General features: G+C 68.4%; 18 protein-coding genes and 1 tRNA gene. 5 read left to right on the top strand and 14 right to left on the bottom strand.

What is annotated here, in order from left to right:
* Positions 1 to 3 precede the first annotated feature (3 nt).
* Positions 4 to 87 (top strand) — tRNA-Leu (locus ACFVQ0_RS33710).
* Between the two features lie 66 nt (positions 88 to 153).
* On the opposite strand, the gene rdgB is transcribed toward ACFVQ0_RS33710, so the two are convergent.
* From rdgB to ACFVQ0_RS33690, 4 genes are all read right to left on the bottom strand, one after another.
* Positions 154 to 756 (bottom strand): RdgB/HAM1 family non-canonical purine NTP pyrophosphatase, encoded by a 603-nt coding sequence (gene rdgB, locus ACFVQ0_RS33705; protein WP_390092971.1) that lies wholly within the window; start codon positions 754 to 756, stop codon positions 154 to 156.
* 32 nt (positions 757 to 788) lie between these two features.
* Positions 789 to 1,181, bottom strand: coding sequence for a hypothetical protein (locus tag ACFVQ0_RS33700; protein WP_390092970.1), 393 nt, complete (start codon positions 1,179 to 1,181; stop codon positions 789 to 791).
* A gap of 133 nt (positions 1,182 to 1,314) precedes the next feature.
* The gene (rph, locus tag ACFVQ0_RS33695) at positions 1,315 to 2,052 is read right to left on the bottom strand and encodes a ribonuclease PH (protein ID WP_390092969.1); all 738 of its coding nucleotides are present in this window, start codon (positions 2,050 to 2,052) and stop codon (positions 1,315 to 1,317) included.
* Positions 2,053 to 2,164: 112 nt separating this feature from the next.
* Positions 2,165 to 2,398 carry a glucose PTS transporter subunit EIIB gene (locus ACFVQ0_RS33690; protein ID WP_019886687.1) on the bottom strand — a complete coding sequence of 78 codons (234 nt, stop codon included), beginning with the start codon at positions 2,396 to 2,398 and terminating at the stop codon, positions 2,165 to 2,167.
* Positions 2,399 to 2,620: 222 nt separating this feature from the next.
* Between ACFVQ0_RS33690 and ACFVQ0_RS33685 the strand changes: the two genes are divergently transcribed.
* The gene (locus tag ACFVQ0_RS33685) at positions 2,621 to 3,931 is read left to right on the top strand and encodes a PTS transporter subunit EIIC (RefSeq protein WP_390092968.1); all 1,311 of its coding nucleotides are present in this window, start codon (positions 2,621 to 2,623) and stop codon (positions 3,929 to 3,931) included.
* 261 nt (positions 3,932 to 4,192) lie between these two features.
* On the top strand, positions 4,193 to 5,443 hold the full coding sequence (locus ACFVQ0_RS33680) for a PTS transporter subunit EIIC (RefSeq protein WP_390092967.1): 1,251 nt from the start codon (positions 4,193 to 4,195) through the stop codon (positions 5,441 to 5,443).
* A 79-nt stretch (positions 5,444 to 5,522) separates the two neighbouring features.
* Here the strand turns inward: ACFVQ0_RS33680 and ACFVQ0_RS33675 are convergent, their stop codons facing one another.
* The 8 genes from ACFVQ0_RS33675 to clpS all read right to left on the bottom strand — a co-directional run bounded on the left by ACFVQ0_RS33675 (position 5,523) and on the right by clpS (position 11,445).
* Complete coding sequence (locus ACFVQ0_RS33675; RefSeq protein WP_390092966.1) at positions 5,523 to 6,275, bottom strand: MBL fold metallo-hydrolase; 753 nt, start codon at positions 6,273 to 6,275, stop codon at positions 5,523 to 5,525.
* A gap of 315 nt (positions 6,276 to 6,590) precedes the next feature.
* A complete protein-coding gene (locus ACFVQ0_RS33670; protein WP_390092965.1) occupies positions 6,591 to 7,541 on the bottom strand; it encodes a PLP-dependent cysteine synthase family protein in 951 nt (316 codons plus the stop codon).
* Entirely contained in the window at positions 7,541 to 7,819 is a 279-nt protein-coding gene (locus tag ACFVQ0_RS33665; protein ID WP_389208465.1) for a MoaD/ThiS family protein, read from the bottom strand. The genes ACFVQ0_RS33670 and ACFVQ0_RS33665 overlap by 1 nt, the downstream gene beginning before the upstream one ends.
* A 138-nt stretch (positions 7,820 to 7,957) precedes the next feature.
* The gene (locus ACFVQ0_RS33660) at positions 7,958 to 8,083 is read right to left on the bottom strand and encodes a putative leader peptide (RefSeq protein WP_311305474.1); all 126 of its coding nucleotides are present in this window, start codon (positions 8,081 to 8,083) and stop codon (positions 7,958 to 7,960) included.
* Between the two features lie 134 nt (positions 8,084 to 8,217).
* The gene (locus ACFVQ0_RS33655; protein ID WP_390092964.1) at positions 8,218 to 8,649 is read right to left on the bottom strand and encodes a Mov34/MPN/PAD-1 family protein; all 432 of its coding nucleotides are present in this window, start codon (positions 8,647 to 8,649) and stop codon (positions 8,218 to 8,220) included.
* A gap of 92 nt (positions 8,650 to 8,741) precedes the next feature.
* Positions 8,742 to 10,175, bottom strand: a complete 1,434-nt coding sequence (locus ACFVQ0_RS33650; protein ID WP_390092963.1) for an amino acid permease — start codon at positions 10,173 to 10,175, stop codon at positions 8,742 to 8,744.
* A 316-nt stretch (positions 10,176 to 10,491) separates the two neighbouring features.
* Entirely contained in the window at positions 10,492 to 11,076 is a 585-nt protein-coding gene (locus ACFVQ0_RS33645; RefSeq protein ID WP_390092962.1) for a DUF2017 domain-containing protein, read from the bottom strand.
* 63 nt (positions 11,077 to 11,139) lie between these two features.
* The gene (clpS, locus tag ACFVQ0_RS33640) at positions 11,140 to 11,445 is read right to left on the bottom strand and encodes an ATP-dependent Clp protease adapter ClpS (protein WP_018555894.1); all 306 of its coding nucleotides are present in this window, start codon (positions 11,443 to 11,445) and stop codon (positions 11,140 to 11,142) included.
* A 111-nt stretch (positions 11,446 to 11,556) separates the two neighbouring features.
* Here clpS and ACFVQ0_RS33635 point away from each other — a divergent pair, with 111 nt between their 5' ends.
* Entirely contained in the window at positions 11,557 to 12,885 is a 1,329-nt protein-coding gene (locus tag ACFVQ0_RS33635) for a nicotinate phosphoribosyltransferase (RefSeq protein ID WP_390092961.1), read from the top strand.
* Between the two features lie 96 nt (positions 12,886 to 12,981).
* Positions 12,982 to 13,566, top strand: coding sequence for an isochorismatase family protein (locus ACFVQ0_RS33630; protein ID WP_390092960.1), 585 nt, complete (start codon positions 12,982 to 12,984; stop codon positions 13,564 to 13,566).
* A gap of 14 nt (positions 13,567 to 13,580) precedes the next feature.
* Here ACFVQ0_RS33630 and ACFVQ0_RS33625 read toward each other — a convergent pair whose 3' ends face one another.
* Both ACFVQ0_RS33625 and ACFVQ0_RS33620 read right to left on the bottom strand, forming a co-directional pair.
* Entirely contained in the window at positions 13,581 to 13,913 is a 333-nt protein-coding gene (locus ACFVQ0_RS33625; protein WP_199884514.1) for a hypothetical protein, read from the bottom strand.
* 124 nt (positions 13,914 to 14,037) lie between these two features.
* Complete coding sequence (locus ACFVQ0_RS33620; RefSeq protein WP_390092959.1) at positions 14,038 to 16,437, bottom strand: immune inhibitor A domain-containing protein; 2,400 nt, start codon at positions 16,435 to 16,437, stop codon at positions 14,038 to 14,040.
* Positions 16,438 to 16,789 lie beyond the last annotated feature (352 nt).

Here is a 16,789-nt window from a genome sequence, read left to right as displayed (position 1 = left end):
GACGCGCGAGTGCTGGAATTGGTGAGACAGGCTGGTTTTAGGTACCAGTGCCCTAGCGGCGTGAGGGTTCGAGTCCCTCCTCGCGCACTTTTGCCGACAGGCCCGGCTCGCTTCTATAGCGAGCCGGGCCTGTCGGCATTCATGGGGAGACCGTCACCCCACCAGCTCCCGCACCACCGGCACCAGCGCGCGGAACGCCAGGCCTCGGTGGCTGATCGCGTTCTTCTCCGCCGGGGTCAGTTCCGCGCAGGTGCGGGTCTCGCCGTCGGGCTGGAGGATCGGGTCGTAGCCGAAGCCGTGGGTGCCGGACGGGGTGTGGCGCAGGGTGCCGGACAGCCGGCCCTCGACCACGCGTTCCGTGCCGTCGGGGAGGGCGAGCGCGGCGGCGCAGGCGAAGTGGGCGGCGCGGTGCGGGGCGTCGATGTCGGAGAGCTGGGCCAGGAGCAGGTTCAGGTTGGCCAGGTCGTCGCCGTGGGTGCCGGACCAGCGGGCGGAGAAGATGCCGGGGGCGCCGCCGAGCACGTCGACGCAGAGGCCGGAGTCGTCCGCGATGGCGGGGTGGCCGGTGGCCTGCGCGAGGGCGTGGGCCTTGAGGAGGGCGTTCTCGGCGAAGGTGACGCCGGTCTCCTTGACGTCGGGGATCTCGGGGTACGCGTCCGCGCCGACGAGTTCGTGGGTGAGGCCTGCGTCGGCGAGGATCGCGTGGAGTTCGGTGATCTTCCCGGCGTTGCGGGTGGCGAGGATGAGGCGGGTCATGGGTCGATTATCGCCGCCACCGGGAGCGCGGATTACGGAGTGCAGACCTTGCCGATCTCCTTGGCCGCGTCGGTGACCGGAGTGATGTCGGGGGTCTCGTCGCCCTTGTCGATGGAGTCGCGGACGTTGCCGACGCCATCCCGGAGGTTGTCGACGGCCTTGCTGAGGTCGGCGTTGTCGGTCTTGTCCCCGAGGTTGCCGAGCTCCTTCTCGATGTCGTCGAGGGCCTCGGAGGCCTGGCTGGGGTCGTTCGAGGCGTTGGTGACGGCCTGCTGGAGGTTGTTCACGCTGGTGGCGATGGCGTCGGCGGTCTGTACGCAGTCGATCGCCTTGTCGAGCGCCCCGCAGCCGGCTGCGGCGGCGACGGTGAGAGTTGCGGTGATGATGGCCAGTGCGGTGCGGTGGCGTCGGTGGCGCGCGGCCATGGCGTGGTCCCTCCCCGGGTGCGGATACGCGGACGGGCGCACGGTTCGACCCGTGCGCCCGTACTCGTATCGACGCTGTGCGTGGGGACTTGGTTGCTTCTTTACCTGACGGCCTGACCCGCCGGGCCGGTCGTCAGGCGCCGAGGGTGCGGGCCAGCGCGTCGTTCTGGAACGCGGCGAGGTCGACGCAGCCGGCGGTGGCGAGGTCGAGGAGGGCGTTCAGTTCGTCGCGGTCGAAGGGCTCGGCCTCCGCGGTGCCCTGGACCTCGACGAAGCGGCCGTCGCCGGTGCAGACGACGTTCATGTCGGTCTCGGCGCGGACGTCCTCCTCGTAGCAGAGGTCGAGGAGGGGGGTGCCGTCGACGATGCCGACGCTGATGGCGGAGACCGTGCCGGTCAGCGGCTTGCGGCCGTGCTTGATGATCTTCTTGCCCTGGGCCCAGGTGATGGCGTCCGCGAGGGCGACATAGGCGCCGGTGATGGCGGCGGTGCGGGTGCCGCCGTCGGCCTGGAGCACGTCGCAGTCCAGGACGATGGTGTTCTCGCCGAGGGCCTTGTAGTCGATGACCGCGCGCAGCGAGCGGCCGATGAGGCGGCTGATCTCGTGGGTACGGCCGCCGATCTTGCCGCGTACGGATTCGCGGTCGCCGCGGGTGTTGGTGGAGCGGGGCAGCATGGAGTACTCGGCGGTGACCCAGCCTTCGCCGCTGCCCTTGCGCCAGCGCGGGACGCCTTCGGTGACGGAGGCGGTGCAGAAGACTTTGGTGTCGCCGAAGGAGACGAGTACGGATCCTTCGGCGTGCTTGCTCCATCCGCGTTCGATGGTGACGGGGCGGAGCTGGTCGGGGGTGCGGCCGTCGATACGAGACATGGGCGGAAGCCTATCCGGCGGGTGGAGTGCGGTCGTGCGCACGCCGCAGGCCCCGTCCTGGTGGGCGGGGCCTGCGGCGTACGGGCCGGGGCCCGTGTGGTTCAGCGGTGGGTCACATCATGTCTTCGATGTCGGCGGCGATGGGGTCCGCGTCGGTGCCGATGACGACCTGGATCGCGGTGCCCATCTTGACGACGCCGTGGGCGCCGGCGGCCTTGAGCGCGGCTTCGTCTACCTTGCTCGGGTCGATGACCTCGGTACGGAGGCGGGTGATGCAGCCTTCGACCTCTTCGATGTTGTCGATTCCGCCGAGCCCGGCGACGATCTTCTCAGCCTTGCTGGCCATGGCCTTCTCCCTGGTTCTTCACGTACATGTGACGGCCCACCATGGGTCCGTTTCGTCACGGTAACGCACGGTTGGCCCAACTTCGCGGGCGAGCAGCCGAGTCATCGCCAATGATGACGATCACCGGTGCCCTGTCTTCCGGGCGGGTTCCGCACGGTACCGCAACTGGTCTACACCAGTGTGCAACAACCCCCAATTGTGCCTTGTTCCGGGAGGACGCCGATGAGCTCCAGCAGCGCAGCGATCCCACAGAAGCGGTGGTGGAACGGTCTGTTCCAGGGCCTGCAGAAGATGGGGCGCAGCCTTCAGCTCCCGATCGCCGTGCTGCCCGCGGCGGGCATCCTCAACCGGCTCGGCCAGCCGGACGTGTTCGGTGACGACGGGCTGGGGTGGAACAACCTCGCCAAGGTGTTCGCGGCCGCCGGCGGGGCGCTGCTCGATTCGGGGCTCGGCCTTCCGCTGCTGTTCTGCGTCGGTGTGGCGATCGGGATGGCGAAGAAGGCGGACGGTTCGACGGCGCTGGCCGCGGTGACGGGCTTCCTCGTCTACTACGCGGTGCTGCACGCCTTCCCGGTGGACTGCGCCGACGGTTCGACGTTCGTGTCCGGCGGTGTCTGGTTCGGTACGTGTGTCACGGGTGACGCGCAGGTGACGGCGGCCGAGTACCAGAACCCGGGGGTGTTCGGCGGGATCGTGATGGGGCTGATGGCGGCGTGGTTCTGGCAGCGTTTCCACCGGGTCAAGCTGGTGGACTGGCTGGGCTTCTTCAACGGCCGCCGTCTCGTCCCGATCATCATGGCGTTCGTCGGCCTGCTCTTCGCGGCGCTGTGCGCGTGGCTGTGGCAGCCGGTCGGTGACGGTCTGACGAGCTTCTCGAAGTGGCTGGTGGACCTGAACTGGCTGGGTTCCGGCATCTTCGGTCTGGCCAACCGGGCCCTGCTCGTCTTCGGCCTCCACCAGTTCCTGAACACCTTCGTCTGGTTCCAGTTCGGCGACTTCACCAAGCCGGACGGGACGGTCGTGCACGGTGACATCAACCGGTTCCTGGCGGGCGACCCGACAGCCGGTCAGTTCACCACGGGCTTCTTCCCGATCATGATGTTCGCCCTGCCCGCGGCCGCGCTGGCGATCTACCACTGCGCGAAGCCGCATCGCCGCAAGGCGGTCGGCGGTCTGATGCTGTCGGTCGGCCTGACGTCCTTCGTGACGGGAATCACGGAGCCGATCGAGTACTCGTTCCTGTTCGTGGCGCCGGTGCTGTACGCGATCCACGCGGTGCTTACGGGTGTGTCGATGGCGCTCTCGTGGGCGCTCGGGGTGAAGGACGGCTTCAGCTTCTCCGCGGGTCTGATCGACTACGTCATCAACTGGAGTCTGGCCACCAAACCGTGGCTGATCATCCCGATCGGGCTGGGCTTCGCCGTGGTGTACTACGCGATCTTCCGGTTCGCGATCACCAGGTTCAACCTCCAGACCCCGGGCCGGGAGCCCGACGAGGTGGAGGAAGAAATCGAGAGCAACCTCACGAAGTAGGCGCTGGTACGGGGTCATAGCCCCTGCCGCCAAGGCCCCCGGACCCCTCGGTCCGGGGGCCTTCGGCATGTCACGGTGCGTGGGCGGGTGCTACTGCGAAGTAGTCGCAAATTGCAGGTTCCTTATCTAACCCTCACCGTGCTAAAACTGGTCTACACCACTGAGTGGTCCAGACCACGTGGCGTTTCCGCCGCGTTTCTTGAGTCGTCGCCCACCAAAAAACCCTGTCCCTGGCGGCGCCTTGCCTACTGGAGGAAGTTGATGAGTACGGCCACCGCTACGGCGGCCCCCGCGAAGAAGCGGGGCTCCGGCCTGTTCCAGGGCCTGCAGAAGGTGGGCCGCAGCCTCCAGCTGCCGATCGCCGTGCTGCCGGCCGCGGGCATCCTGCTCCGCCTCGGCCAGCCCGACGTCTTCGGTGACGACGGTCTCGGCTGGCACAAAGTCGCCTCGGTGTTCGCCACCGCGGGTGGCGCGGTCTTCGACAACCTTCCGATGCTCTTCTGCATCGGTGTCGCCATCGGGTTCGCCAAGAAGTCGGACGGCTCCACGGCGCTGGCCGCGCTCGTCGGCTTCCTGGTCTACAGCAACGTCCTCAAGGCCTTCCCGGTCACCGAAGCGGTGATCCAGAAGGGCGCGGACACCGCGGCCACGTACAACAACCCCGGTGTCCTCGGCGGCATCCTGATGGGTCTCGTATCGGCGATCCTGTGGCAGAAGTTCCACCGCACCAAGCTGGTGGACTGGCTGGGCTTCTTCAACGGCCGCCGTCTCGTCCCGATCATCATGGCCTTCGTCGGTGTGATCTTCGGTGTGTTCTTCGGCCTGGTCTGGGAGCCCATCGGTGAGGGCATATCCAACTTCGGCGAGTGGATGACCGGTCTCGGTTCCTTCGGTGCCGGCCTCTTCGGCCTGATCAACCGCGCGCTGCTGCCCGTCGGCATGCACCAGTTCGTCAACACGGTCTCGTGGTTCCAGCTGGGTGACTTCACGGACGCCACCGGTGCCGTCGTGCACGGCGACCTGAACCGCTTCTTCGCCGGTGACCCGACCTCGGGTCAGTTCATGTCGGGCTTCTTCCCGATCATGATGTTCGGCCTCCCGGCCGCCGCCATCGCCATCGCCCACGCCGCTCGCCCCGAGCGCCGCAAGGCCGTGATGGGCATGATGATCTCCCTCGCGCTGACCTCGTTCGTCACCGGTGTGACCGAGCCGATCGAGTTCTCGTTCATGTTCATCGCGCCGGTGCTCTACGCGATCCACGCCGTCCTGACCGCCATCTCGATGGCCGTCACCTGGGCGCTCGGCGTGCACGCCGGATTCACCTTCTCCGCAGGCTTCATCGACTACGCGCTGAACTGGAACCTGGCGACCAAGCCGTGGCTGATCATCCCGATCGGTCTCGTCTTCGGAGCGCTCTACTACGTGCTGTTCCGCTTCGCGATCACCAAGTTCAACCTCACCACCCCGGGCCGTGAGCCCGAGGAAGAGGTCGAGGACCTGACCAAGGCGTAAGCCCGGTCGGTACATGACGGAGCCCTCACCTTCCCGGCGGAAGGTGAGGGCTCCGTCATGCGTACGGGGCCGGGCGCCGTCAGATCTCGTAGACCGCGCCCGGTACCGCCAGCTCGCTCGGGCCGTCGAAGACCTCGCGGGCGTCGGAGAGGTTGCGGGCGGCGTCGGTCCACGGCGGGATGTGCGTGAGGACCAGGCGCCTCACCCCGGCGCGGGCGGCGAGCTCGCCCGCCTGGCGGCCGTTGAGGTGGAGGTCCGGGATGTCCTCCTTGCCGTGGACGAACGACGCCTCGCAGAGGAAGAGGTCGGCGCCCTCGGCCAGCTCGTCCAGGGCCTCGCAGGTGCCGGTGTCGCCGGAGTACGTGAGCGAGCTGCCGCCGTGCTCGACGCGGATGCCGAACGTCTCGACGGGGTGGCGGAGCTTCTCCGTACGGACCGAGAAGGGGCCGATCTCGAACGAGCCCGGCTTCAGCGTGTGGAAGTCGAAGACCTCGCCCATCGCGTGGTCGGACGGGGTGTCGGCGTGAGCGGTGGTGAGCCGCTGCTCCGTGCCGTCGGGCCCGTACACCGGGAGGGGAGCCAGGTGTCCGCCCCCGTGCGGGTAGTAGCGGACGACGAAGTACGCGCACATGTCGATGCAGTGATCGGCATGGAGGTGACTGAGGAAGATGGCGTCGAGGTCGTAGAGACCGACGTGGCGCTGCAGCTCGCCGAGGGCGCCGTTGCCCATGTCGAGGAGCAGCCTGAAGCCGTCGGCCTCTACGAGGTAGCTCGAACAGGCTGATCCCGCGGACGGGAACGAGCCGGAGCATCCGACGACGGTGAGCTTCATGGAGCGTGAACCTCCGAGACGTGGGAACGGGGAGGGTTCGTGCGGTTCGTGGAGCGGTTTGTTGAGCGTAAGGCGCGAAAGAGCTGGTCGCTCCTTCGCGGCGGGCCGTTGTGGGGGAACTCACCTGTGCTGTCACCGGTTCGATGGAAGGGGTGCCCTGCGGGGGTGCGGCTGGGGGTGCGCCTGCGGCGGGCCTGTTCCCCTCCCCGCCCCTTCCCGTAACCGGGGCTCCGCCCCCGAAATGGCGGACGCCGGGGGCCCGGACCTGTGTGGTCCGAGGCCCCCGGCGTCCGGGGTGCGTTGCAGCGCGTGGGCCTACGCCCAGAGCTGGCCGTGCAGTGTTTCGATCGCAGCCTCCGTCGTGGGCGCGGTGTAGACGCCCGTCGACAGGTACTTCCAGCCGCCGTCCGCGACGACGAAGACGATGTCGGCGCGCTCACCGGCCTTGACCGCCTTGTTGCCCACGCCGATCGCGGCGTGCAGCGCGGCGCCGGTGGAGACGCCCGCGAAGATCCCCTCCTGCTGGAGGAGTTCGCGGGTGCGGGTGACCGCGTCGGCCGAGCCGACGGAGAAGCGGGTGGTGAGGACAGAGGCGTCGTACAGCTCGGGGACGAAGCCCTCGTCGAGGTTGCGCAGGCCGTAGACCAGATCGTCGTAGCGCGGCTCCGCGGCGACGATCCTGATGCCTTCGACGTTCTCCCGCAGGTAGCGGCCGACGCCCATGAGCGTTCCCGTGGTACCGAGGCCCGCCACGAAGTGCGTGATGGAGGGGAGGTCGGTGAGGATCTCCGGGCCGGTGGTGGCGTAGTGGGCGCCCGCGTTGTCGGGGTTGCCGTACTGGTAGAGCATCACCCAGTCCGGGTGCTGCGCCGACAGCTCCTTGGCGACCCGGACGGCGGTGTTCGAGCCGCCCGCCGCCGGGGAGGGGATGATCTCGGCGCCCCACATGGTGAGGAGGTCGCGCCGTTCCTGCGAGGTGTTCTCGGGCATCACGCAGACGATGCGGTAGCCCTTGAGCTTGGCCGCCATGGCGAGCGAGATGCCGGTGTTGCCGCTGGTGGGTTCGAGGATGGTGCAGCCGGGGGTGAGCCGGCCGTCCTTCTCGGCCTGCTCGACCATGTGGAGCGCGGGGCGGTCCTTGATCGAGCCGGTGGGGTTGCGGTCCTCCAGCTTGGCCCAGACGCGGACGTCGTCCGACGGTGACAGCCGCGGCAGGCGGACGAGCGGGGTGTTGCCCACTGCGGCGAGCGGGCTGTCGTAGCGCATCAGTTCATGCCGCCGGCGACGGCCGGGAGGATGGTGACGCTGTCGCCGTCGCTGAGCTTGGTGGAGATGCCGTCGAGGAAGCGGACGTCCTCGTCGTTGAGGTACACGTTCACGAAGCGGCGCAGCTGGTCGCCGTCGACGATGCGCTCACGGATGCCGGTGTGGCGGGCTTCCAGGTCCGTGAAGAGGTCGGCGAGGGTCGCTCCGCTGGCCTCGACGGCCTTGGCGCCGTCGGTGTAGGTGCGGAGGATGGTCGGGATGCGGACCTCGATGGCCATGGCGTGGGCTCCTGTCGAAGCGGAGTGGTGACGGTGGGCGTGGGGCACGCGGCGCTGCCCCGCGCGGGGGTGGAACGTGTGCGAGGTGGTGCGTGTGCGGATGGCGCCCCGGCAGGCGGCGCCGGACCTCGGCCGGGCTCAGGCCTCGCGGCCGGCGGTCCGGTGGTTCGTACAGATCGCGCTGGAGAGCCGGCACAGATCGACGTGCAGGCGCGCCACGAGCAGCGTGCCCGGCGTCTTGTCGCTCACGTCATGGAGAACCATGGGCTCATCGTATCGATTCCCGGTCCGGAATCTGGAATGTGATCTCAGCTGATGGATGGTTGGTGTTCGACAGGTGGACAGGGCCGGGGTGGCGGCCCTGTCCGGCCGGTGGCGCGGGTGTCGGTGGCCCCGGTTCAGGCGGCGTCGTGGGCGTCGATGACCTCGACGTCCTCCTCGGTGATCCCGCCGTCCACGATCCGGTACGAGCGGAACTGGAAGGGCCCCGCCCCGTCGGTGTCGGCGGTCGATACGAGGACGTAGTGGGCGCCCGGTTCGTTGGCGTAGGTGACGTCGGTGCGGGACGGGTAGGCCTCGGTCGCGGTGTGCGAGTGGTAGACGATCACGGGCTCCTCGTCGCGGTCGTCCATGTCGCGGTAGAGCTTGAGGAGGTCGGCCGAGTCGAATTCGTAGAACGTGGGCGAGCGGGCCGCGTTGAGCATGGGGATGAAGCGTTCGGCGCGGCCGGTCCCGGCCGGCCCGGCGACCACGCCGCACGCCTCGTCGGGGTGGTCGGCGCGGGAGTGCGCGACGATCTGGTCGTACAGCGCTTGGGTGATGGTCAGCATGGCGCCCAGGATAGGACGACGGGCCACCACGTACCGAGGAGTGGTACGCGGCGGCCCGCATCGTGGAACCGCCCGGGTCGGGGGCGTACGGCTCAGCGGCCGGTGAAGGCCTTGTTCGTGGGGTTGCGGGCCTTGAGCACCAGGTAGGAGACGCCCAGGATCAGGGCCCACAGGGGGGCGCAGTACAGCGAGATCCGGGCGTCCTTGTCGATGCCCATCATCACGATGACCAGTCCGAGGAAGGCGAGCGCGAAGACGCTGGTGTACGGGGCGCCGGGGGCCCGGAAGCTGGACTGCGGGAGGACTCCGCGGTCGGCCAGACGGCGGTACCGGAGCTGGCTGATCAGGATCATGATCCAGGCCCACATGCCGGAGATGGTGGCGAAGGAGACGACGTAGGTGAAGGCGTCGCCGGGCCACTGGTAGTTGATCCAGACGCCGACGAGCATCAGGGCGGCCGAGACGGTGGTGCCGACGAGCGGGGTGCCGCTCCTGGTCAGCCGGGTGAAGACCTTCGGGCCCTGGCCGTTGAGCGCGAGGTCGCGCAGCATGCGGCCGGTGGAGTACATGCCGGAGTTGCAGGACGAGAGCGCCGCGGTCAGGACGACGAAGTTGACGATGCCCGCGCCGAGGCCGAGCCCCATCTTCTGGAAGGCCTCGACGAACGGGGAGACGTCCGGGGAGAACGCGGTCCACGGGACCACCGAGAGGATCATGACGAGCGCGCCGATGTAGAAGACGGCGATGCGCCACGGCACGGTGTTGATGGCCTTGGGCAGCACGGTCTTCGGGTCCTTGGACTCGCCCGCGGTGACGCCGACGAGCTCGACGGCGAGGAAGGCGAACATCACGATCTGCAGGGTCATCAGGGTGCCCTTGATGCCGTGCGGGAAGAAGCCGCCGTCCGCCCAGAGATGGGTGACGGACGCGGTGTCGCCGGCGTCGGAGAAGCCGAGGGTGAGGATTCCGGCGCAGATGAGGATCATGCCGACGATGGCGGTGACCTTGACCATCGAGAACCAGAATTCGAGTTCCCCGAAGAGCTTCACGGAGATGAGGTTCACGCCGTAGAGAATGATCGTGAAGATCAGTGCGGAGACCCATTGCGGAATGTTGAACCAGAACGTCATGTACTGGGCCGCCGCGGTGACTTCGGTGATTCCGGTGACGACCCAGAACAGCCAGTACGTCCAGCCGGTGACAAAGCCCGCGAAGGGTCCGACGAATTCGCGGGCGTACTCCGAGAAGGAGCCCGCGACCGGGCGGTACATGAGGAGTTCGCCCAGGGCCCGCATGATGAAGAAGATCACCAGGCCGGCGATCGCGTAGGCCAGGACGAGACTGGGTCCGGCCTTGGATATCGCCTTGCCCGCGCCGAGGAAGAGGCCGGTGCCGATGGCCCCGCCGATGGCGATCATCTGAATCTGACGTGCCCCGAGGGCGCGCCGGTAGCCCTCTGCCGAGGTGGTGTCCGCGGCTGCGGCCGGTGGCTCTTCCGGTCCCTTGTCGACCTTCACCGATGTCATGTGGTGCGCCTTTCTCCACGCTGATCCGCGCCTTGCGACTGCGGATCAGGTCCTGATCCCCCCGGATATGGATGGAGTGCCGCCGGTGGTGACCGGTCGATAGCGCCGTCGGGGACAGGGGTGGCGTCCCCGAGTGGTCGTGAAGATTTATCACGAGGGTCAGGGGGGCTGGTCGGACATCATGTGGCGCATACCACAAGAAGAAGCGGACATCGGTGTTCAGGCATCGCAAAAAAGGCCGATCGGGTGACGCGATCGTTATTCGGATTTGAGCGTCCGTTGAGCGAACACGCCGGGCCGGCGCCCGGCTGCCGGGTTACGGCATCAGCGTCTCGATGAGCGTCTCCTGGAGGCCGCCCAGCCAGAGGTAGGCCATGACCATGGGCTTGCGCGGGTCGCTGTCGGGGAGCCGGTAGAGCGAGCCCTCCTCGCCGCCGTCCTCGTCGGAGACCTCCAGCCGGGCGCCGATGGTGAGGCGCAGGTCGTTGAGGGTCCCCAGCCAGTTGCGGCACTCGTCGGCGTCGAGCCTGAGCACGGCGCCGGCGTCCCCGACGGGCGAGAGTCCGTCCAGGGTGCGGACGACCGCGAGGGCGTCGTCGCGCTTGCGGGTGCGCAGGTCGTTCTCGGTGAAGCGGCGGAACTCGGCCGAGGCGGCGCGCAGTTCGTCGTCCTCGTCGCCGTAGGCCTCGGGGAAGAGGCGGGCCAGGGCGGGGTCGCTGGGCGGTTCGCTGGGGCCCTCCGCGAAGAGCGCGGCGAGCGGGTCCTCGCCCTCCGCGGGTTCGTCGCCGGGGCCGATGAGCTCCAGCAGCTGGACGGCGAGGGAGCGCAGGATCGCGACCTCCACCTCATCGAGCGCGACGGCCGCGCCGCCGCCGGGGGTGGCCTCGAAGTGGCCGGCCATGGGTTCTCTCCGATGGTGGTCGGGCGTGCGGGGCGGGACAGGGCGGAGCGAGGGGTCGCGGTGCTAGTTGCGGTCCTGGGTGAGTGTGGCCCAGAGCCCGTAGCCGTGCATCGCCTGGACGTCGCGCTCCATCTCCTCGCGGCTTCCGCTGGAGACGACGGCGCGGCCCTTCTGATGGACGTCCAGCATCAGCTTGTGGGCCTTGTCCTTCGAGTAGCCGAAGTAGGCCTGGAAGACATAGGTCACGTAGCTCATGAGGTTGACCGGGTCGTTGTGGACCAGCGTCACCCAGGGGACGTCGGGCTCGGGGACAACGAGGTTCTCCTCGGCCGATTCGGGACGTTCGATCTCTACGGGGGCGACGCTCACCTACCCCATGCTGCCACTCGGGAGGGGGCATCGCACAAACGGGCCCGGCACCGCGCCGGGCCCACCACCCCCATCTCGTCACTTTGACGAAATAGGGGTAGCATCCCCGGCATGAACTCTGCGGACCTTGGGCGACGGGTCGGTGTGCCCTCGACAGCGCTCTTCACCGACCAGTACGAGCTCACGATGGTGCAGGCCGCGCTGAAGGCCGGCACCGCCGGCCGGCGCTCGGTCTTCGAGGCATTCACCCGCCGGCTGCCCGAGGGGCGGCGCTACGGTGTCGTCGCGGGCACCGGGCGGGTTCTGGACGCGGTCGAGAACTTCCACTTCGACGACGAGATGCTCGCCTTCCTGCGCGACCAGAACGTGGTCGACGCACCGACGCTCGACTATCTGGCCGACTTCCGCTTCAGCGGGGACATCTGGGGCTACCCGGAGGGCGAGGTGTACTTCCCCGGCTCACCGATCCTGCGGGCCGAGGGCTCCTTCGCGGAGTGCGTACTGCTGGAGACGGTGATCCTGTCGATCCTCAACCACGACTCGGCGATCGCCGCCGCGGCGTCGCGGATGTCGTCGGCGGCGGGCGGCCGGGGGCTGATCGAGATGGGTGCACGGCGCACCCATGAGCTGTCGGCGGTGGCCTCGGCCCGCGCGGCGTACATCGGCGGCTTCGACACCACCTCCGACCTGGCCGCGGGCTTCCGCTACAACATCCCGACCGTCGGGACGAGCGCCCACGCCTTCACCCTGCTGCACGACTCCGAGCGCGACGCGTTCCGGGCCCAGGTCGACTCGCTGGGGCGCGACACGACGCTGCTGGTCGACACGTACGACGTGACGGCGGCGGTCCGTACGGCGGTCGAGGTCGCCGGGACGGAGCTGGGCGCGGTCCGCATCGACTCCGGTGACCTGCTGCTGGTCGCGCACCGGGTGCGCCAGCAGCTGGACGAGCTGGGCGCGACGGACACCAAGATCGTGGTGACCTCGGACCTGGACGAGTACGCCATCGCCTCACTGGCCGCCGCTCCGGTGGACGCGTACGGGGTGGGCACGCAGCTGGTGACCGGCAGCGGGCAGCCCACCTGCTCGATGGTCTACAAGCTGGTGGCGCGCGCCTCCTCGGCCGATCCGGCGGACCCGCTGCGTCCGGTGGCGAAGAAGTCACTCGGCGCGAAGACCTCCATCGGCGGCCGCAAGTGGGCGGCGCGCCGGCTGGACGAGGACGGCGTGGCCGAGGCCGAGGTGATCGGCACCGGTCCGGTACCGCCGGAGCTGGCCGGCCGGCAGCTGCTGGTGGAGCTGGTCAGGGGCGGCGAGGTGGTCGCCCGGGAGCCGCTGGACGCGGCCCGGGAGCGGCACATCGCGGCACGGGCGGGGCTGCCGATGTCCGCGATGCAGCTGTCGCGGGGCGAGCCGGTTCTTCCCACCGAGTACGTATGAGGCGCGGCCGGGCTTGATTGTGGGCCCCGAGTCTCTAGGCTCGGGGCCATCCCCGTTACCGCCGCTCTTTCCACCTCCCCCCTAAGGACACCCGCCATGCACCGCGCCTTGATCGTCGTGGACGTTCAGAACGACTTCTGTGAGGGCGGGAGCCTCGCGGTGGCGGGGGGTGCCGACGTCGCCGCCGCCATCACGGACCTGATCGGTGAGGCCCAGCCCGGCTACCGGCACGTGGTGGCCACCCGTGATCACCACATCGACCCCGGCGGTCACTTCTCCTCCGCGCCGGACTTCGAGCACTCCTGGCCGCCGCACTGCGTGGCCGGTACGGAGGGGGTGGGCTTCCACCCCAATTTCGCGCCTGCCGTCGCCTCCGGGGCGATCGACGCGGTGTTCGACAAGGGCGCGTACGCCGCGGCGTACAGCGGCTTCGAGGGGCTGGACGAGAACGGTGTGGGGCTGGCCGAGTGGCTGCGCGACCGGGGGGTGGAGTCGGTCGACGTGGTCGGTATCGCCACCGACCACTGCGTCCGGGCCACCGCGCTGGACGCCGTACGGGAGGGCTTCGGCACGCACGTGCTGCTCGATCTGACCGCGGGCGTCGCGGAGGCGACCACGGACCGGGCGCTGACGGAGCTGCGGGAGGCGGGTGTGGTGCTCGCCGGCAAGCCCGTGGTGTAGCGGGCGGGAGCCGGTCAGCTCTGCCGGGCCGGCAGGGCGGGCCTCAGGAGCGCCCGGATCGGGTGCCAGAGTTCCTGGGCCCGCTCGGGTCTCGCGCGCCACAGCACGCCGTCGGGATGGTGCAGGACGGCGGTGATCTCGTCCGGGGTGGGCGGCTCCGCGTTGCCTCTGAGGTAGACGGCGCGCAGGCCCAGATTGCGCAGCCGGGTCAGTGCGCGGGCCCGGTTCGCCGCGTGCACCAGGACGCGCACCGGGGTGTCCGGCCCCACGCTCTGCGCCGGGCTCGACAGCGTGATCGCGACGACCACGCTGCCGTTCGGCAACTTGCTGAATCCTCCGCCGGCCATACTCCGCACTCCCCCGTGAGACATCGTGTCAATAAGGAACAGAACAAGAGGCACCTAAACACGATCGGCCGCCGCCCGCTAGAGGGCGACGGCCGATCATGCTCTGACCTGCGGTGTTACCGGATTACTTGTGCGAGGCGCTCACCCGGACGGTCATCGTGGAGCCGCTGAGCGGCTCGCTGACGATCGTGATCCGGGTGTTGGTGTCAGCGACCTGAACGCTTCCGGTCTTGTTCTCCTTGTACCAGTAGGTTCCCTTGTGGTCGTCGAAGACCGGCATGCCGAGCTTCGGCTTGATCTTCGTGGCCACGTCACCGTTGTGGAGCGTGAATCCGTCGGTGGGGTACCAGCTGAACGGTGCGTCGAAGGGCTGGATCTTGTTACGGATGATCGTGCCGTCCGCCCACTTCAGCGGCTTGGCGTGCGCGTCGACCGGCAGGATCAGGCCCTTGCCCGGGTGGACCGAGACGTTGTTGTCCTTCTGCGAGGTGTCCCACAGCCAGACGAGCAGACCGTTCTGGTACGGGAAGTGCTCGACCCAGTCCGGACGGGTCTTCGCGAAGCCGAAGTTGTACGGGCCGACCTTGAGGGTCTGGTCGTAGCTGACGTACTGGCGGTTCTCCGCGAGGTAGTACTGCGGGTAGTCCTTGGTGAACGACTCGCCGACCCGCGAGAAGCCCTTGGCGGTCCAGCCGTTGTCGTCACCCTCGGCGTTGTCCGTGAAGAGCGCGGCACCGTCGGCGTTGACCGCGATGGTGTCGGCCGCGAAGCCCACACCGCCCGCGCCGCCGTCGGTGGCGTAACGGAAGCGGATGTCGATCTTCTTGCCCGCGTAGGCGTCCAGCGGGTAGGAGAGCTTCTTGTACTGGCCGGAGACGTCGGTCAGGGCCGGCTTGTCACTGGCGTCGCGCGGGATCGCCTTGCCGTCGGCGGTGCCGTCGATCGCGGTCCAGCTGGTGCCGCCGTTGTCGGAGACCTCGGTGTAGAGGTAGTCGTAGTCCGCCTCGATGTCCCACCAGCCGGCGAGGTCGAGGGAGGCCTTGGACTTGCCGGTGAGGTCGACCGGGCGGGACAGGGTGTTGTTGAGGTTGTCACCCATGTCGCTCCACCACTGCTTGGCGCCCTCCGCGGGCGCCGTGACATCGGTGGTGACGGCCTTGTCGGGCAGGTTGACGACGAGCGCCTGCTTGTCCTTGGTGTTGTACTCGGAGACGCCCAGCTTGTGGGTCGACTTCGTCGCGGCCTTCGCCTCGGCGTAGTTGAGCCAGCCCAGCTGGAGCTTGTCCCAGGCGGTCATGTCGCCGGGCAGGTCACCGATGCTGTTCTTACCGGTGCCGAGCCAGGAACCGGCCGACATCAGGGACCAGAAACCGACCGAGTTCTCGGCGGTGTTGGTCGTGTCGTAGAGGTCCGGCAGACCGAGGTCGTGGCCGTACTCGTGGGCGAAGACACCCAGGCCGCCGTTCTCGGGCTGCGCGGTGTAGTCGCCGACCCAGATGCCGGTGTCACCGATCTGGGTGCCGCCGGCCTTGTTCTCGGCCGGGCCGGTCGCACCGGCGTCCGTGCCGTAGGCGTACCAGCGGTGTGCCCAGATGGCGTTGGTGCCCTCGACGCCGCCGCCGGCGGACTCGTCCTCGCCGGCGTGCACGATCTGGAAGTGGTCGATGTAGCCGTCGGGCTCGTTGAAGTCGCCGTCGTTGTCGTAGTCGTAGCGGTCCCACTGGTCGTACTGGGCGAGATCCGTCTTGATCTGCTCCGGCGTACGGCCCTTGGCCTTCTGGTCGGCGGCCCAGGCGTTGGTGCCGTCCTTGATCATGTCCCAGGCGTTGGCGCAGTTGGTCGAACCGCACCAGTTCGAGCCGTAGCGGGCCTCGTTGTAGGGGACCTTGACCCAGTCGGAGACCTCGCCGTCCACCGAGTAGCGCCCGGAGGACGTCTTCTCGTAGTACGTCTTGAGCGAGTTCTTGCCGGCGCCCGTGCCGAAGTACAGGTCCTGGAAGTGGGCCTGGTTGTAATCGGCCTGCCAGGCGGTGCTGTTGTCCTTCTTCGGGTCCGGCTTGGCTATCTTGTTGTGCGCCGGTCCGGGCGTGCCGCCGTACTTCGGGACGGCGGGCTTGGGGCCGTCGCCGTCCGGGTCGTACATGGTCGTGTTGTCGACCTTGTCGCCGAACTCCACCAGGATGGTGAAGATCTTGTCGGTCTTCTCGCGGCCGAGCTCGACGTACTTCTTGTCGTCGAGCTTGACGACCTGGGAACCGCTGCGCGTCGACACCTTCTTGTCGCCGGATATGACCTGCTCAAGGGCGGCCTGACGCTGAGCGTCCTGCTGCTTGCTGAACGGGCCCTCCAGGTTGTGCGCGTTGCCCTCGTTCGACCCCGGGTCCCGGCGGTCGACAGCGGAGGCGGCAGTGCCTGACGCTTTGTCATCAGCCTGAGCGGTGGCGAAGGCGGATGCGGTGGCGGCGGTCGCGGCCATGGCCACGACAACCGCTCCGGTGCGAAGCGCCCGTCTGTTAATGATCACGTGATGCAGTCCTCCCCGGCGCCCGCGACTGCGGCCTGGGGGTGTGAGGGGGCCGCGCGCGGAAACGCGTCACAAGTGACGACATTCGACCGGAGTTACGAGAGAAAAGACAGACCTTGACTTGAACAGACCAAGTGCACTATGCAGGAGCACCTTTCCGCTATCCGGACGACTGCGTCACACTCAACCGGCGCGCCGAGGAACGTGATTGGCACAGAGAATGACTCCGTGCGCCCCCCGTGCACCGGCACTGTGGGTTAGGTCATGCTTACTACCCGTTCCGCGAGGGCATCCACCGTCGTAGAGTCGCTTGACAGCGCGACCGTGTTGAGAGACCGCCCATCCGACGTCC

The organism is Streptomyces sp. NPDC057900 (assembly GCF_042887885.1).
Classification (GTDB): Bacteria; Actinomycetota; Actinomycetes; order Streptomycetales; family Streptomycetaceae; genus Streptomyces.
The sequence above is the reverse complement of the archived record's forward strand: the minus strand, read 5'-3'. Positions and strand labels throughout refer to the sequence as shown.

Coding starts and splice junctions, on each gene's coding strand:
- ACFVQ0_RS33680 (WP_390092967.1), top strand. CDS start 4,193: ATGAGTACGGCCACCGCTACGGCGGCCCCCGCGAAGAAGCGGGGCTCC.
- ACFVQ0_RS33625 (WP_199884514.1), bottom strand. CDS start 13,913: ATGGCCGGCGGAGGATTCAGCAAGTTGCCGAACGGCAGCGTGGTCGTC.
- ACFVQ0_RS33690 (WP_019886687.1), bottom strand. CDS start 2,398: ATGGCCAGCAAGGCTGAGAAGATCGTCGCCGGGCTCGGCGGAATCGAC.
- ACFVQ0_RS33685 (WP_390092968.1), top strand. CDS start 2,621: ATGAGCTCCAGCAGCGCAGCGATCCCACAGAAGCGGTGGTGGAACGGT.
- ACFVQ0_RS33655 (WP_390092964.1), bottom strand. CDS start 8,649: ATGCTGACCATCACCCAAGCGCTGTACGACCAGATCGTCGCGCACTCC.
- ACFVQ0_RS33660 (WP_311305474.1), bottom strand. CDS start 8,083: ATGGTTCTCCATGACGTGAGCGACAAGACGCCGGGCACGCTGCTCGTG.
- ACFVQ0_RS33665 (WP_389208465.1), bottom strand. CDS start 7,819: ATGGCCATCGAGGTCCGCATCCCGACCATCCTCCGCACCTACACCGAC.
- ACFVQ0_RS33650 (WP_390092963.1), bottom strand. CDS start 10,175: ATGACATCGGTGAAGGTCGACAAGGGACCGGAAGAGCCACCGGCCGCA.
- rph (WP_390092969.1), bottom strand. CDS start 2,052: ATGTCTCGTATCGACGGCCGCACCCCCGACCAGCTCCGCCCCGTCACC.
- ACFVQ0_RS33645 (WP_390092962.1), bottom strand. CDS start 11,076: ATGGCCGGCCACTTCGAGGCCACCCCCGGCGGCGGCGCGGCCGTCGCG.
- ACFVQ0_RS33670 (WP_390092965.1), bottom strand. CDS start 7,541: ATGCGCTACGACAGCCCGCTCGCCGCAGTGGGCAACACCCCGCTCGTC.
- ACFVQ0_RS33700 (WP_390092970.1), bottom strand. CDS start 1,181: ATGGCCGCGCGCCACCGACGCCACCGCACCGCACTGGCCATCATCACC.
- ACFVQ0_RS33675 (WP_390092966.1), bottom strand. CDS start 6,275: ATGAAGCTCACCGTCGTCGGATGCTCCGGCTCGTTCCCGTCCGCGGGA.
- rdgB (WP_390092971.1), bottom strand. CDS start 756: ATGACCCGCCTCATCCTCGCCACCCGCAACGCCGGGAAGATCACCGAA.
- ACFVQ0_RS33635 (WP_390092961.1), top strand. CDS start 11,557: ATGAACTCTGCGGACCTTGGGCGACGGGTCGGTGTGCCCTCGACAGCG.
- ACFVQ0_RS33630 (WP_390092960.1), top strand. CDS start 12,982: ATGCACCGCGCCTTGATCGTCGTGGACGTTCAGAACGACTTCTGTGAG.